Origin of the sequence: Peribacillus sp. FSL P2-0133 (assembly GCF_037975445.1) — a bacterium.
Taxonomy (GTDB): domain Bacteria; phylum Bacillota; class Bacilli; order Bacillales; family DSM-1321; genus Peribacillus; species Peribacillus simplex_E.
Window position 1 is genome coordinate 3,246,095 of the sequence record NZ_CP150254.1, and the last position, 15,770, is coordinate 3,261,864.

Here is a 15,770-nt window from a genome sequence, read left to right on the forward strand (position 1 = left end):
TCAAATTTTCTATAGCAATGATTTAATCGGGGATTGATCATAAGCTTAGTATTTCTAGTGATGTTGATATGTAATTATTGAAAGACAGAGTCGTTCCTTATTATCCAATCTATAATCCTCCTTAACAAAATCAAAAGACGTTCAAAATTTTGAGCGAACATTATAGTTCAAATTAAAAATGGATTTATATCTACTCAAATAACTTGATAATGAATAAATAGCCTATGTTCTTTTTTAGCAAAGGCTATTTTTTTTGACAAGTTTTTTTATCCAACCCCTTTTTTCTCATGGCCTGAAGTTGCGGTCCTTCATTTTGATCCATGCTGCAGATTTGTATGTTTCCAAATTTAAGGACTTCATTTTTTTATTCCTTCTTCTACTTTTCTCTCTCTTGTTCTATCAAAAAACGTTCGTAAAAGTGTACTTTTACGAACGGGACTTTTTTTCTATATGGGTAAAACTGTTGAATATTTAATTTCTCTGAGAGCTAGGCTAGTTTGAATTCTTGTTATGCCTAGTTTATTTAGCTTTCTAATAAATATTTCTAATTCCTTCCGATCTTTGTTAGCCACTTTTAAAAGATAATCATACTCACCTGTTAAACAATGGCACTCTAATACTTCTGACATAGAAGCTAATGCCTTCTCCAAAACTTCCAGTTTTTCAGCTTGATGTATATTCGTACTCATAAAAATAAAACATAATAAATCAAAACCTAGCTTCTCCTGGTTTAAAATTGCTACTTGTCCATTAATAAATCCTTCATTTTCCAAACGTTTTATCCTTGAATGTATAGCTGGTGGAGATAACTTGACACGCTTTGCAAGCTCAGTATTGCTTAATTGTGCATCCTTTTGTAGTAAATCTAAAATTTGAATATCAACATTATCTAGAACCTTGCTTACGATAGATTCCACTTATAGTCACTCCTTTTACAATTGTTCCAAAAACAGTATCATCCCAATAGCAAAACTTAATTTAATTCTGTATATCAGTAATATTTTTTATTATTATTTTAAGTTTCTTCTATTATACAAAATAATATATAAAGTAACGAACTATAATGTTAAAATTAGCAGTAATTAATTATGAAAATTGAAATGTCATTGTGCACAATGGCTTCGATCTTTTTTCACTTAAACTGTGAAAGCTGAAAAGGAGCAAAAAGATATGCAGTATTATTATTTTTCGTTATTACTTTTAACAAGTTTATTATGGGGCGGGAACTTTGTCGTAGGAAAATCGCTTGTCGGTCATGCTTCTCCGATGACTTTGACGAGTTTAAGGTGGATCATTGCTATTAGTTGTCTTTTGCCAATTGTATGGTGGAAAGAAAGAAAGATATTTCCCCCTCGAACTGCAATCCTTCCTTTATTTTTGATGGGAATTACTGGTGTGGTTCTATTTAATCTTTTACAATTTGCAGCATTAGAGAAAACATCCGCCACTAATGTTGGATTAATATCAACATTAAACATGATTTCAATTGCTGTTTTTTCATTTTTCCTTTTAAAAGAAAGAATTAATATTCTACAAATGTTTTCTATGTTTTTTTCGCTTATTGGCGTAATACTTGTACTTTCAAAAGGAAATATTGATCTATTTCTTTCATTGCGATTTAATACAGGTGATTTATATATGATGGCTGCTGTATGCGTTTGGGGAATATATTCCGTTTGTAGCAAATGGGCCATGATAACAACTACACCCATGATGTCTACATTATATTCTGGTATATTTGGACTTATAGTCCTTCTTCCGTTTAATTTTTCTAATTTTACAGTGTCTAATATAAATACTTCTTTCATCCAATCTATTTTATATACAGGCGTTATCTCAACAGTAGCATGTATGGTACTTTGGAACATTGGTGTACAAAAATTAGGTACAACAACATCAGGTATTTTCTTGAATTTTAATCCTATTTTCACTGCAATTTTAGCCTTTCTATTATTAGGTGAAAAAATGACGTGGGTACAAGGAATTGGTAGTGGTATTGTGATTATAGGCTGTTATTTGTTCTCACATTTTAAAGCGAAAGTGATTTTTAAAAAGAATTCTAGACAATCGCAGATTCAAGCATGATTTTTTTCAAAGTCTATAAACGTAATATCTCTCGTGATTAATTTTCTATATATACATTAAAGCCTGATCCAAGGTGGATACAGGCTCGTTTGTTCAAAAACTTTCCGGATAAAATATGTAAGATGTCAAAATTGGCACTTTTTTCGTTTAAAACCAAGCCTTCCTTTATCGACTTCTTTTTAAATACTTTCGTAAGCATTTAGAAAACTGCTTTTTTTCTTGTCCCGTTTGACTTCAACTGTTCCTATTGCCTTTGCAGTCTCGACTGCCTTTTCATGGAGTGGCAAATATGAAATCCCCACGGTGTATAGAAAATTATTCATAGCGAATTTCGTTCGTTCAGGAGAATCGTGAATCGTATTTTCTCAATATCAAGCATATTGGAAATCTTGCTTTCTGAAAATTCAACATCTAGCCGATTCCCTAAAAGCTAGCTGTAACAACTCCAGCCCGCTGACAATCATACTTTCACCCAGGCTAATAACACAACTGATGAACATAATGGATAAACCAGCATATAAAATAAACAACCATCCTTAAGATTATATACAAAAAGCATTCGGAACGAATTAATTCCGAATGCCTTTTTGAATTTAATCGCATACCATGCTTTTTGCATCAGCGAAAATACGGTCGCGAGATTAATGGATAGTTTTTAGGAAACTACTTAGTTTGAACTAAGACAATTTCGTCAATAATCGGAATCTCTCTTTTTAATAAAGATAAGAGAGTTTCTTCAATTATATTGTCGATTTCACAAACCGTTATTGCTTCACCATTGATTTTGGAACGTTCATTGGCCATTCGGGCTATATTGAACCCTTTTTGATAAAGAATATCCGATAATTCGGCAATAACCCCCTTTTGGTCGGAATGACGGATCACAAGTGTTGGCCGTTCTCCTGAAAATTTTAATTGAAGTAAAGTAGCAGTACAATAAGCGGGGAGCTATAAAACAGTCATATATATAAGTATATGAAATAGGTTTTTCATAACCAGTGTTTTGGATACTGTCTTGTTTGAAATAAATTATTATAAATCATCGATATAAAAACTAATAATAAGGTACCTATTACAATCGGAATCAGGAATCCCCAACCAACTTGAGAATTGATCAAAACAAGGGCACTAGCCGCTGCGGGAGGGTGAACGGTTTTTGTAAAAGTCATAATAATTAATACAATAGCCAGTACCAGACCGATAATGAATAGACTTTTACCGAAAATGCTCCAAATGATAAGGGCTGTTGTTGTAGAGATTATATGTCCTCCAATAACATTACGGGGTTGTGACAAGAGACTTTTATGCGCACCAAAAACAATAACACAGCTCGCCCCAAGAGGAGCTAGTGCCATAGGATATCCTAAATAAACAGCTATAAAACTAATAATGATAATAGCAATGAGTCCACCTATAGCTGAAACAAAGGAATCCATATAATCAATTCTGTGTTTTTCTCTAGCTTCGCCCTTCATTTTCTTTAAATATGCTGTTAAACCAGTTGTTTGTTGATTACTCCAACTTTTTTCAAGACTTTTTTCGAATTCCATAATTTATGTTTTCCTCACGTTTTCTAAGTAAGTCGACAAGTCGACAGGGTTTTTATATATTGATATCTTACAGGAAAACAATGAATTTTTAAATATATATCTGAATTTCCATTTTTGTTTTCTATAAAACAGTTAACAATCTCCCCTTAGTCTGTGAAGCTTTCATTATAGTTTGTTATTTTAGTGAGGATTTGCCATTATTAAAGAGTATAGATTAGTATCAAATGAAACATCATTCTGGTACATATAATTTCTCAATATCCCTTCTTTTTTGAAACCTAAATTTGTCAACAACTTATTGGATGCTTTATTTTCAATAAAAACAATTGCTCCAATACGAGTTAGGTCAAGCTCTTTAAAACCATAAGAAATCACCTTACTGACAGCTTCTGTTGCATAACCGTTACCCCATTCATTTGGGAAAAGTGCATAGCTCAGTTCTGCTCTCTTATGTTCATGAAACCATTCTTGTAATCCAATTGTCCCAATGATGCCATCCTTCCCTTTCAATTCAATTCCCCATTTAATACCGCGTTTTTCATCGAAATCCTTTGAAAAATTCCTAATGATTTGCTTCACCTGATCTGTATTTGTTAATGGAGTTTGCCCATAATATCGTAATACCTCTGGATTGGAAAAGCATTTTAATATATTTAATGCATCACCCTCCACCAATTCTCTCAAGATTAACCGTTCTGTTTCTAATATAGGAAACATTTTTCCACTCCCTTTGCTTAAAATTAGATTCCTCTTAAAAAATCTTGGCCTATTTCTTTCAGAGGCTCACCTCAATAAATTTATGGCGCAACCCCCGTACGTATTACCCTGACTACTGATATATCAGACTTCCATTTTAAAAAAGGTCAACCAGTATAAACCGGTTAACCTTATAATTAGAACACACCCTTTAGCTTTTTAAGAGCTTGTTTATTATCTTGTATCATTTATTAGGATTTGCTGTTATGTTCGATTGTTATCACGACATTCCCCTTCTTGTGTCCTTTCTCTACATATGTATGGGCTTGAACTATTTCTTCAAACGCATAATATCTGTCAATGACGACTTTTAACTTCCCCGCTTCAACAAGTTCATTGAGGAAGTTTAGAGCTTCAGGGGTTTCAGGTGAATTTTGACTCAATATCAGCTTTTTGCTGGTTGTCAATTTAGTCCATAGCATTCGAACACCGGGTACCGGTACGGTGACATTTAGATAGGTTCCGTCCTTTTTCAGCGATTTCATACAAGCTGAAAAAGGACTCTTGTTTACCGCTTCAAAGATAACATCATAAGTCTCACCATCTCTGGAAAAATCCTCTGAAGTGTAATCAATGACCTTATCGGCTCCAAGAGATTTTACCAATTCTACATTCGCGGTACTGCAAACCCCTGTAACTTTTGCTCCGAAATACTTGGCAATTTGTACTGCATAACTTCCGACACTTCCTGAAGCCCCATAGACAAGAACCTTTTGACCTCTCTGAATGTTAGCTTTTCTAAGATAAAACAATGCTGTACGTGCCCCAATTGGAATGGCTGCGGCTTCCTCAAAAGATAAATTAATAGGTTTAATGGAAACTGGCCCGTCTTCAGGCAAGCACTTATACTCGGCATAAGCACCATAACCGACTTGGGAAGCTGCAAAAACCTGGTCACCTGCTTTAAACAACTTGACATCTTCTCCTACTGACTCAACTTCCCCAGATAACTCCAAACCCAATATGGATTTCTTTGGACGCCTTAACCCCATTATTATCCGAGCAGGCAGCCAAACAGAGAGGGGAACTGTAAAGCTCCGTGACCGAATATCCCCCATTGTTACCGTTGTCGCTTTCACTTTTACCAGTATTTCATTCTCCTTAGGAGCAGGTTTTTCTACCTCTTTCAGTTGAAGAACGTCGGGGGGACCGTACTTGGTGTACACAATTGCTTTCATTTATCCACCTCCAATTCGTTATTTTCACTTAATATCTACGAATCTTCAAAAACTGTATTTGAACAATACTGCTCCGCCGGATTTAAAATACTAAATCTAAACGCGTTTACATTAGCTTACTCTCCTTCATTTATCTTCATGCCTCTAATAAGAACTTCAGGATCGTGTAACTTAAGTATTCCATCCTAACATCAGCGGGTATATAATATTTTTCGTTTCACCGACAAGAGGATGCAATAATAGTCCATCAACGGATTCCAATGCAGTTTTTTGCAGGTATTCATTCACGGTCTCTTTTTTAAAAAAACTAAATAACGGCAAATGTTTCTCCTATTTCTCGATTATTTCATTAAGTGGATTCCTAAGTTGTATATGGTTATGTTTGTTATCCTTTTTAATTTCATTTTTGAAATTATATGAAATCATTATTGATTGAACTCCACACCATTCTATTAAAAAAGCTATATGTCCTTGTGAAGACATATAGCTTTTTATCATTTTTGAAATTGTAATTGATGCAGATTGGCAAAAATGCCCCCCTGCTTAAGTAAGTCATCGTGACCGCCCTCTTCAGCAATTCCTTCTTCCGTTACTACCACGATTTTGTCAGCGTTTCGAATGGTTGCCAAACGGTGTGCGATGATTAACGTAGTTCTGTTTTCAGCTAGTTCAGTAAGAGCCTGCTGAATTATTCTTTCCGTTTCAGTATCGAGTGCAGAGGTTGCCTCATCGAGAATTAATATTGGCGGATTTTTCAAAAACATCCTTGCTATTGCAATCCGTTGTTTTTGTCCTCCCGATAATTTCAAGCCGCGTTCACCTATTTGAGTCTCATAGCCTTCCGGAAGTCCTTCAATGAAAGTCTCCAAATGGGCTTTCCTTGCGGCTTCTTGAATTTGTTCATCCGATGCGTCAAGCATTCCGTACGCAATGTTCTCTTTTACAGTTCCTGTGAAAAGAAACACGTCTTGCTGGACAATGCCAATTTGTGAGCGCAATGACTTTTTCGTCATCTCACGAATATCAATTCCATCAATGGAAATCGAGCCGGCATTAACATCATAAAATCGTGGGATCAATGAACATATGGTCGTTTTCCCGGCTCCTGAAGGCCCGACAAAAGCGATGGTTTCACCCGCTTTAACTGTTAGATCAATACCTTTTAAAACCGGCTTTTTATCTTCATAGTTAAAAGAAACGTCTCTAAAGGATATATCACCCAAAAGGGTGGTTACCTCTATTGCATCCTTTTTATCCACGACATCAGGAGCGACATCCAGAAGTTCCGTAAAACGCTTAAAGCCTGCCATCCCTTTTGGATAGAGTTCCATCAAAGCACTGATTTTGTCGATTGGCTTAAATAATACGTTAACGTATAAGACGAATGCAACCAGTTCACCATAAGAGAGCTGCCCATGAAAAGTTAGCCAAGCTCCTATCACCAACACGGCAAGGGTCATAAACCTCGTCATCATGTAAATGCCTGATAGGCTAAAGGACATTACTTTATATCCAAGAAGTTTCGCTTTACGGAATCTGCGATTATTAGTAGAAAATCTTTTCATTTCATATGTTTCATTAGTAAAGGATTGGACAACCCTCACCCCTGAAACGCTATCTTCCACACGGGCATTTACATCTGCAACCTCTGTATACATTTTCTTCCAGGCTTTATTCATCTTTAAATTACTTATGACAATTAATAAAACGAGGAACGGTAAAATACAAACCGATACAAGTGCCAATTTTACATTGATCGTCAACATAATCCAAAATGCACCTATAAAAGTCATGAAGGCAATGAATAAATCTTCGGGACCATGGTGAGCAAGTTCACCAATATCGAACAGATCATTGGTTATGCGGCTCATGATATGGCCGGTTTTCGTGTTATCAAAAAAACGAAAAGATTGTTTTTGCACATGTTCAAATAATTCCTCACGCATATCAGTCTCAATATTGATACCTAATTTGTGACCCCAATACCCTACGATGAACTGTAAAAAGGTACTAATGATATAAAGGAGGAACAAACCGGCACTTACCGAAACAATTGCAGACCAATCGTCGCCAGGCAGCAGTGTATCTATAAACCACTGAACAGCTAGCGGAAATGCAAGTTCAAGTACAGCCACGACCACTGCACTGAAGAAATCAATAATGAATAACCGCTTATGCGGCAGGTAATATGAAGCAAAACGTCGAATCATCAAATTTTTCTCCTTTTTTACATATATTAAGGAGTATAATTCCATATTCAATATTCAGCAAGCATTTCAGAACCCCCATTTTCATATTATGGTAAAATCATCTATATAAAACAGCCCAACCCGGCTCATGCAATCTATTAAATGAAGGAGTGAATACAGTGTAAAAAAATAACCATTCTAAATATCCATGAACTTTATTTTCGTAAAAGGATGGTATTCATGAAAAACACATCGTTTCGATGCCTTTGGATTGGTCAGGCGTTTGCAAATCTAGGGGATATATTTTATGTAGTCGGGTTGATTTCACTATTATATACCTTGACGGGCTCTGCCTTTTATTTGAGTTTACTACCGTTCACGACAACGATTTTTCGGTTTATCAGCAGTTTACTTGCCCCCCTTGTCATCGACAGGTTTCCTTTAAAAAGAATCCTTGTACAATCTCAATGGTGGAAAACTATCTTACTCGTTTGCCTAGGAATCTATATAACAAGTTTCAATCATGGTTTTTCTGTTGCCGTCATTTTCTTCATTGCCGTGATTTCATTATTGGATGGAGTCGCTGCCCCGGTCAGTGCAGCTTTGGTTCCTCAATTAGTTCCAAAAGAAGAACGGATGAAAGCGAATGGTTTCTTGAATGTGATCACCCAGACCATCTTTGTAGCAGGATGGCCACTTGGTTCCGTCTTATTGATAAGCACCAACAGCAGTTTCATTATTTGGCTTTCGGTCATGCTTTTTGCCGTTTCAACGATCTATACAGTGAGAATCGTAGTCCCGGAACATACGACGGACTCTGTTGCCCCGTCAAACTGGGGTTCCATTAAATCCGGATGGGTTGCGATTCGCCAAATTCCAACTATCCGTACACTCATTTCCATTGATTTTATAACTACTTTAGCTTCAAGCGTGTGGGTGGCTGCCGTGATCTATATATATGTAGAACAGAACCTGCAACTGGGTGAGGAGTGGTGGGGATACATTAACACTAGCTACTTTGTCGGCATGATTGTCAGTGGATTGATCGTCATCCGTTTTGCCAAGGTACTGGAAAAATATATTGGATTCTTCATCACTTTCGGGCTATTTCTCAGTTCACTGCTGACCCTGCTTTTTGGAACTACCAGTATTCCTGCTTTGGCTTTGCTGCTGGCATGCCTGTACGGTCTCCCAGAACAAATCCGGGAAGTGATCTACACCAAACTATTTCAAGACCATGCTTCGGAAAAGACTCTTGCAAAAATTTATGCCGTTTGGGGAGCGGTCATCAATCTTACATTTGCCGGCTCTGTTTTACTATTAGGCTATATAACAGAAACATACAGTGTCAAAGCAACGTTCCAATTTTCTTCCACCCTGATATTCCTTGCCTTTCTTTATGCAACGTTTAAAAGAAAGGACCTACAAGGGGAAAAATGTGATCAATCACTGTCAAGTCAGTCATCTAATATTCCTAGATGATGCATTCCTTTCGATTCACATAAAAAAGGAGCCTTGGTTTTCAATGGCTCCTTTTTTATGTTTCAAGGGCCCGTCGAAGAATAATGTCGCTCTTTAAAATATTGCTCGGAGTGATTGGCTTGCCCCTGATAAAAGCTGCACAACCAAACAAGGGAAAAAAATATATAACGCTTCTTTTCACCTCCTGGCACCCATTCATTCTATTTGATAATCCAGATATTCTTATCTAAAAACTCCCAATTCTGAGGGAATTCCAAACCAATCTGCCAATAAGTTGCACCTATAAGTTCATATGCATCAATCATTTCATATTTTGCGCTTATCGATCGAATATCTTCAAACCAAACGACATGGTTCGAATTCTCTCTTCGATAAGAATAGGTAGGGGACGCTGCTGAAGTGTCAAAAGTTATTTCAGAGCCAGTTGCAATGGCAAGATTTTGGGCATTTTGAGCTGATAAAGCTTTAGTCTCGTGGCTTGGTACTATCCAATCGTATCCATACATAGGAAAAGCTGACTGCAGTTTATACTCAGGTATAGTCGACAATGCATAACGAAGAACCTCGCCCATCCACCAAAGTGGGGAAATGGGTTCAGGCGGTCCAGTTGGATACCCATAGTCAATGGTCATCACGGCAACAAGGTCGGCTGCCTCTCCGATTCCCCGATAATCATGCCCACCTACAATTCGATTATCAGGATTATCCGCTGTTTTTGCATGTACGTTCACATGCAGGATCAGTTCGTTCAACCCCTCCTTTAATTCTTTTAAAAAAAGTACATAATCGGAACGCCTGGCAGGTGGGATGAATTCGATGTCCATACTGACACCGGCATAGCCTTTCTCCGTAACGAAATTCAGCATACTATTGATTAAATTCGCTCTATATACTGAACTAGCAAGGACATCGCCAGCCAAATCCGCATCAAAATCACCACCTTGGAAGTTCCGGATCATCAGTAGCGGCTTCACCCCTGTCTGCTCGCATTTCGCAATAAGGGGGAGATCATCACCATCAACGTATGCATTTCCTTCCCTTGTAAACGAATAAGCTACAATGGCTAAATAGGATAGTTTATCACCATTCTGCTCAAGTGTTTCAAACACTACTCCACCTGAAGTAGGGAAAGCAAAACCCAGCGTAATCAATTGATTTTTGTAAGGAGACGGAATTAAAATTTCCGTACCGACTTTTAACGAGTTTGCAACGATTCCTGGATTGGCCTCCATGATTTCCGCTGCACTCGTACCAAAACGACTGCCGATTCTAGTAAGGGTATCCTGACTTTTAATTAGATACCTCCGATTCACCGCTTTTTCATTAGGTATATACAATGCCAGGCCAGGGACCAAAGTTGTTGATTCCAATCCGTTTACTTCAATTATCCTCGATGGGTCAACTTTATTTTTCGTGGCAATTTCCCAAAGACTGTCACCTTTTTGCACAATAATGATCGTCATTTAAAGCCCTCCAAACTCCCTCCAAAAAAGTTTATGTCATTCAGGTAATTGGATAGAACGCATTATCACATTTCCTAATGATGATATCCTGGTTTTTTAGACTTTATTTTAAATGGGAATGAAGGATCACAAAAAAAAGAGGCTGTCCTAAGGGACAACCCCACTCTATAAGCCATCAGTTGATTTTTCGTTTCACATACTCCCATACATCAAAGTAAATTCTTAATATCGTAGAACTTCCCATTCTCCAAATCTTCCGCTTCAAGAAGCTGCAAAAGTTTATCTGCCACAAATTCGGGGCTTCTTAACATGCCATTTTCTTTATATTCATGAAATTTGTCTCGATCCGAAAAGTCCCGTTCGTCTGCTGACCGGATTGTCCCTTGCATCTCCGTATCCATTACACCTGGTGAAAAAGAGATGAGAGACGTAGGGAAAGATGTTTTATCCTGTTCCAACCCTGCAACCCGTGTGAACATTTCTAGCCCTGCCTTAGTGCTGCAATAGGCTGACCAGCCATGATAAGGGTTTTTTGCTGCTCCTGAAGATATGTTGACCATTACCTTCTTTCTGTTCCAGTCCTTTGTCTGTTTAACGAATTCATCAGCCAATACGATGGGTGCCATGAAATTCACCCGCATGATTGTTTCCAAATTTACTATACCAAGGTTTCCTACCGGCTTTATCGGTTCAATGACACCTGCATTGTTAATGAAATAAATGTCACTTGTTTCATCGACAGCAGCAAGAATCTCATTGACTAAGGAAGGTAACTTTTCAGTTTCATTCAAGTCCATCGAAATATATGTAAGTTTCGTCCCGGATCGGTCAGCCATCTGCTGCATTTCAGGATGGGCTGTACGGGAAACTAAGATGCAATGATCACTCGTTTGCAAACATCCTTTGGCGATGGCAGCCCCTAAACCTTTTGAAGCTCCTGTGATTATAAACGTTTTCACGGCATTTCCCCCTTTTATGGATATAAACTATTGTACCAAAATGGAGTCCGGAATGGTCTCCTGCCGAATTCCTTTCACTATTTTTACCGAGGAGATGATTACTATAATTTTAAAACAGTCTTGGTTATACTCCGTGATTTTTTTCATTTATATGAAATAAATCCTCACTGGATTTAAGAAATTCGTGACACTCCTGCCGAAAACTGGCTAGCCGAGACCCCGGTGACGCTTGCTTTGATGAGGCTTGGCAAACATTCGGCGGAAAGGAAGCGGATTTCTGAAATCATAGCTAGAACTTTTTTGAGGGTTTGTAAAATTTTGAACGTTTTTCAAAAAAAAAAAACTGCAGGCAAACTCGCTTTTTACGAATTTGTCTACAGTCTGAGTGGCCCATATAGTAATGGTCCGCAACTTTAAAAATTATAATATGGGTGATACCAGCCTTGCAATGGACTCTTTAAAACGAATCCATTTTGAACGCTTTTCAAAGTCTTCAATTGTAAGCTGCCTGCAGACTTCAACATCCTTATAAAAAATCCTTGTCAGTGTTTCGGCCATTCCTTCATCATAAATGAAGGCATTTACTTCAAAGTTCAATTTAAAACTACGGACATCAATGTTAGCAGTCCCCACCGAGGAGACCTCTTCGTCCACCACGATCATCTTCGCATGAATAAAGCCGTTATCATAGATGTATATCTTAGCTCCCGCTCTTAATAACTGCCCTGCATTGAACGTTGTTGCCCAATAAACGAAAAGGTGATCAGGTTTATTCGGAATCATGATTTTTACATCTAACCCTGATAAGCTGGCAATCCTGAGTGCATCCAATAAACTTGCATCCGGTATGAAGTAAGGTGTTTGAATGAGAATCGATTTCTTTGCTGAAGATATTAATTTAATATAGCCATTTTTAATTTGTTCCCATTCAGAATCCGGCCCACTTGTTACTATTTGCAAATCTATATTGCCTTGAGGCTTTAAAACAGGGAAATAATGAGGCTGATAAGTTATATCATGGTGCTTTGATGCCTGATTCCAATCCAGGATAAAACGGGTTTGAATGGCTTTGACAGCCGAACCCTGTATTCGAAGGTGTGTATCACGCCAATAACCGAATTTTGGATTAAGCCCTAAATATTCATCACCAACATTAAAGCCTCCAACATACCCTACTTTTCCATCAATGATGACTAGCTTTCGATGGTTACGGAAATTCAGCCGTAAATTTATAAATTTTAATTTGGATGGGAAGAATGCCTCCACTCGCCCTCCTGCCTGCCTAAATTCCCTGAAGAAACTTTTAGTCATCCCCCTGGATCCCAGCTCGTCATAAAGAACCCGAACTTTGACGCCTTCATTCGCTTTTTTAGTCAAAGCTTCAATGAATCGTTTACCCAGGCCATCCCTTTGAATGATGTAGTATTGTATGTGTATATGGTTTTCTGCCGCTTCGATATCTTTAAAAAGCTGGTCAAACTTATTTTTTCCTTCCGTAAAAATATCGACTTGATTATCTTCAGTAAGCACGGCATCATTGTTCCGGAGATGCATATAAATCAAATCACGGTAATTACTTGAAGAGGCATTTCGAAAAGGAAAATGATCCGTTGAAAGCTCTTCCATCTGTTTATCAAGGATTTCTTCAATCCCGATTTTCTTCTTGTCCTCCCATTGGAATAAGTGGGCGTGCCTTAAACTCGTACCAAAAAGGAGATATAAAATAAAACCAACTACAGGGAGAAAATATAACACCAATAACCAAGCCCAGGTGGTGCTCGCTTCCCTTCTTTCAAAAAATATGACAATCGTGGCAAATAAAATATTTAGAATGATGACGAGGCCGAGCAAAACCGATGTAACATGCGTAAATTCCATAGTATACCCTCACTCAATTTTTATCCCTTTAAGGATACCATGCAAATTCTTTATATCAAAGGATTTGCTTATCAGAAATGAAAACAGAGAATTCAAAAAAATGGACCTCTTCCTGTAGAGGCCCATTTTAAAAAAATCCATCCACCCTGGACACTAGAATTTCTTAGATTGGTCAAATTGTTTTCAAACATTGTCTTAAAAATTCCAATTCAACAATAACCATAAATCTAATTGCTTATCGACTTTTCACTAATAAATTCACAGCTTCTTTTACTAGCTCTTCGGGATTCTTTTCTCCGGCTTCATTAGCCTCCCGGACGCATTCTACAAGATTTGAACTTACTATTACCCCGATTGTCCTATCGATTGCAGATCTAGTGGCAGATAACTGCGTTACTACATCTCTGCAATCTTTGTTTTCCTCCATCATTTTCAATATCCCACGAAGCTGTCCTTCAATTCGCTTCACTCTATTTTTAACCTGCTTATCATATTCCATGTGAGGCCTCCTACCCTGCCTATTACTTATGAATCCTATCCAGACATCCATCATAAAACCTATTCAGTTGAAATGAAGGATTGATAAAAATCTTACAATTTATAATACATACCACTTAGGTATAATTGTCAAGTGCCAATATTCAATAATGATAGCTCCAATATGTAATTTCTATTTTTGTACTAGGAGACTTTGTGCAACTGCCTCAGAAAACTCGATCGTCATTTGGGGAACGTAGGTTTTTAACAAAGCATTGACGATAGGGGCTTTGGCTCCTTTTGCCGTAATCGCCAGGCAGCCAGTCATTTTAGTCTGCCCAATTCCGCACTGTTCTGCTAAAAAATAGCCATGCCCATCAAATTTTTCATTTAATCCCTTAAGTTTAAATGTTACCTTTTCAGGTTCAATCCATTCCAATATATTCACTTCAAGTTTTACTTTCTTCTTCATTAATCCCAAATCGCTTTTAAACTCCCAAATGAGTGTCCTTTCATTCATCATCTCATGATTGATATATCCTGGGACAAGAGGTGCCCAACGATCTATGACACTGACAAATCCCCATACCGTTTTTATTGAAACTGGTAAAATGATACTATGCACACCTTCTGACAAAGCAGTTCCCCCCCTTAATCATTCTATTTACATCTTTTTAATGTATGGCTGAATCATATTGAATAGAACGGTAAGCTTGGTTATTAAACAAAATTCTCCCTGTGGTAAGAAACCATTTAAAGATAACAGCAAAGAATCGCCCCTCGGCAATAAAGGGACGATCCTTTTTTGTCGTATTCCTTATCAATCTGACGCCAATTCAACCGTATACATACTCAGTCTTGGATCAGGGTTAATCCAGGCGCTTTCAAACACGAATACCACTTTATAATTTGCGTAATCGGTATAAGTGACATAGTACATCCCTTCTTGCTCCACCTCACTTACAGGTTCACCAATCAATCCCTTCAACATGGATAAATGGATGGTTTGCAATTGCGGATCAAAATCATCAATGGCGGTAATCGTTTTTCTTCCTGTTGAACCGTCGTAGAGGAATCGGATATTATGGGACCAATAATTGGCCGCAGCGGTACTTAAATCTTCCGGTACACCCCAGGCTTTTTCCACTTTCTTCAACGAATCACCTACAGAAAATTGACCACTATTAATGGTTTGCTGGGATTCATAGGCTAAACCCAGGATCTGCCGAATCAAAAGGTCTGGCGTGGATTGTGATGTTAAGGAAGATGAAGCAAAAGCAGGCTGCCCACCAAACATGAGAAATGCGAGCATTAGAAATGTAACACTCCGGATAAAACGATTCACTTGTTTCAAAGCTATCCTCCCTTTCCACCTGGAAATGACTAATTACATTATTTTAAATATCTTAAAAAAGATGAAAATTTGCTTATGTCATTCCAGTTGGTTTTACATTTACTATTAATATTCATTGGAACTTTGGACACATACCATTCGTTTAGAAAAAAACTTATATTGAAATATTAAGCTATTTAACTTGACGCCAATGGTGCCTTCTTTGTCCGAGTGGGCAAAAAAAATGTTCACAGCTTTTCTTGTGAAGATAGTTAATTATTAAAAGTTAACGATGGTGGAGATTTGGAGAACTCATGCTTTAATAGGACCTTTTAAATAAAGAGCTGCTATTTTGGTATGAGTTTTTTATATGTATCATCATCAATACTTAACTTAATTAGGTTCAAAAATATTATATTA

Annotated in this window: 14 protein-coding genes and 2 pseudogenes; 2 read left to right on the forward strand and 14 right to left on the reverse strand. The window is 37.4% G+C overall.

The features are described from left to right. Positions 1-446: 446 nt before the first annotated feature. Positions 447-917, reverse strand: a complete 471-nt coding sequence (locus MKY17_RS15440; protein ID WP_098369458.1) for an Lrp/AsnC family transcriptional regulator — start codon at positions 915-917, stop codon at positions 447-449. Positions 918-1,170: 253 nt separating this feature from the next. Here MKY17_RS15440 and MKY17_RS15445 point away from each other — a divergent pair, with 253 nt between their 5' ends. After that, positions 1,171-2,085: a DMT family transporter gene (locus tag MKY17_RS15445; protein ID WP_098369457.1), complete on the forward strand. Its 915-nt coding sequence runs from the start codon at positions 1,171-1,173 to the stop codon at positions 2,083-2,085. Between the two features lie 179 nt (positions 2,086-2,264). Here the strand turns inward: MKY17_RS15445 and MKY17_RS15450 are convergent. The 7 genes and pseudogenes from MKY17_RS15450 to MKY17_RS15480 all read right to left on the reverse strand — a co-directional run. Continuing rightward, positions 2,265-2,554: pseudogene (locus MKY17_RS15450) on the reverse strand (DNA alkylation repair protein); the annotation flags it as partial. Between the two features lie 194 nt (positions 2,555-2,748). After that, positions 2,749-2,970 carry an ACT domain-containing protein gene (locus MKY17_RS15455; protein WP_098369456.1) on the reverse strand — a complete coding sequence of 74 codons (222 nt, stop codon included), beginning with the start codon at positions 2,968-2,970 and terminating at the stop codon, positions 2,749-2,751. A 104-nt stretch (positions 2,971-3,074) separates the two neighbouring features. Next, positions 3,075-3,635 carry an HPP family protein gene (locus MKY17_RS15460; RefSeq protein WP_098369455.1) on the reverse strand — a complete coding sequence of 187 codons (561 nt, stop codon included), beginning with the start codon at positions 3,633-3,635 and terminating at the stop codon, positions 3,075-3,077. A 180-nt stretch (positions 3,636-3,815) separates the two neighbouring features. After that, a complete protein-coding gene (locus tag MKY17_RS15465) occupies positions 3,816-4,352 on the reverse strand; it encodes a GNAT family N-acetyltransferase (protein ID WP_098369454.1) in 537 nt (178 codons plus the stop codon). Positions 4,353-4,582: 230 nt separating this feature from the next. Then, positions 4,583-5,569 (reverse strand): NAD(P)-dependent alcohol dehydrogenase, encoded by a 987-nt coding sequence (locus MKY17_RS15470; protein ID WP_098369453.1) that lies wholly within the window; start codon positions 5,567-5,569, stop codon positions 4,583-4,585. Positions 5,570-5,747: 178 nt separating this feature from the next. After that, positions 5,748-5,854, reverse strand: a pseudogene (locus MKY17_RS15475) (hypothetical protein); the annotation flags it as partial. Positions 5,855-6,063: 209 nt separating this feature from the next. Beyond that, the gene (locus MKY17_RS15480) at positions 6,064-7,779 is read right to left on the reverse strand and encodes an ABC transporter ATP-binding protein (protein WP_098369452.1); all 1,716 of its coding nucleotides are present in this window, start codon (positions 7,777-7,779) and stop codon (positions 6,064-6,066) included. Positions 7,780-7,998: 219 nt separating this feature from the next. Here MKY17_RS15480 and MKY17_RS15485 point away from each other — a divergent pair, with 219 nt between their 5' ends. Beyond that, positions 7,999-9,240, forward strand: a complete 1,242-nt coding sequence (locus MKY17_RS15485) for an MFS transporter (protein WP_179890962.1) — start codon at positions 7,999-8,001, stop codon at positions 9,238-9,240. A 200-nt stretch (positions 9,241-9,440) separates the two neighbouring features. On the opposite strand, the gene MKY17_RS15490 is transcribed toward MKY17_RS15485, so the two are convergent. The 6 genes from MKY17_RS15490 to MKY17_RS15515 all read right to left on the reverse strand — a co-directional run bounded on the left by MKY17_RS15490 (position 9,441) and on the right by MKY17_RS15515 (position 15,362). Further along, positions 9,441-10,703: a LysM peptidoglycan-binding domain-containing protein gene (locus MKY17_RS15490; protein WP_098369450.1), complete on the reverse strand. Its 1,263-nt coding sequence runs from the start codon at positions 10,701-10,703 to the stop codon at positions 9,441-9,443. Positions 10,704-10,912: 209 nt separating this feature from the next. Next, positions 10,913-11,662: a (S)-benzoin forming benzil reductase gene (locus tag MKY17_RS15495; RefSeq protein ID WP_179890961.1), complete on the reverse strand. Its 750-nt coding sequence runs from the start codon at positions 11,660-11,662 to the stop codon at positions 10,913-10,915. 420 nt (positions 11,663-12,082) lie between these two features. Beyond that, positions 12,083-13,540: a cardiolipin synthase gene (cls, locus tag MKY17_RS15500; RefSeq protein ID WP_098369448.1), complete on the reverse strand. Its 1,458-nt coding sequence runs from the start codon at positions 13,538-13,540 to the stop codon at positions 12,083-12,085. 235 nt (positions 13,541-13,775) lie between these two features. Further along, positions 13,776-14,039 (reverse strand): metal-sensitive transcriptional regulator, encoded by a 264-nt coding sequence (locus MKY17_RS15505; protein WP_098369447.1) that lies wholly within the window; start codon positions 14,037-14,039, stop codon positions 13,776-13,778. Between the two features lie 171 nt (positions 14,040-14,210). Beyond that, positions 14,211-14,654: an SRPBCC family protein gene (locus MKY17_RS15510; RefSeq protein WP_098369446.1), complete on the reverse strand. Its 444-nt coding sequence runs from the start codon at positions 14,652-14,654 to the stop codon at positions 14,211-14,213. 183 nt (positions 14,655-14,837) lie between these two features. Then, complete coding sequence (locus tag MKY17_RS15515; RefSeq protein WP_260399701.1) at positions 14,838-15,362, reverse strand: YjgB family protein; 525 nt, start codon at positions 15,360-15,362, stop codon at positions 14,838-14,840. Between the last annotated feature and the right edge of the window lie 408 nt (positions 15,363-15,770).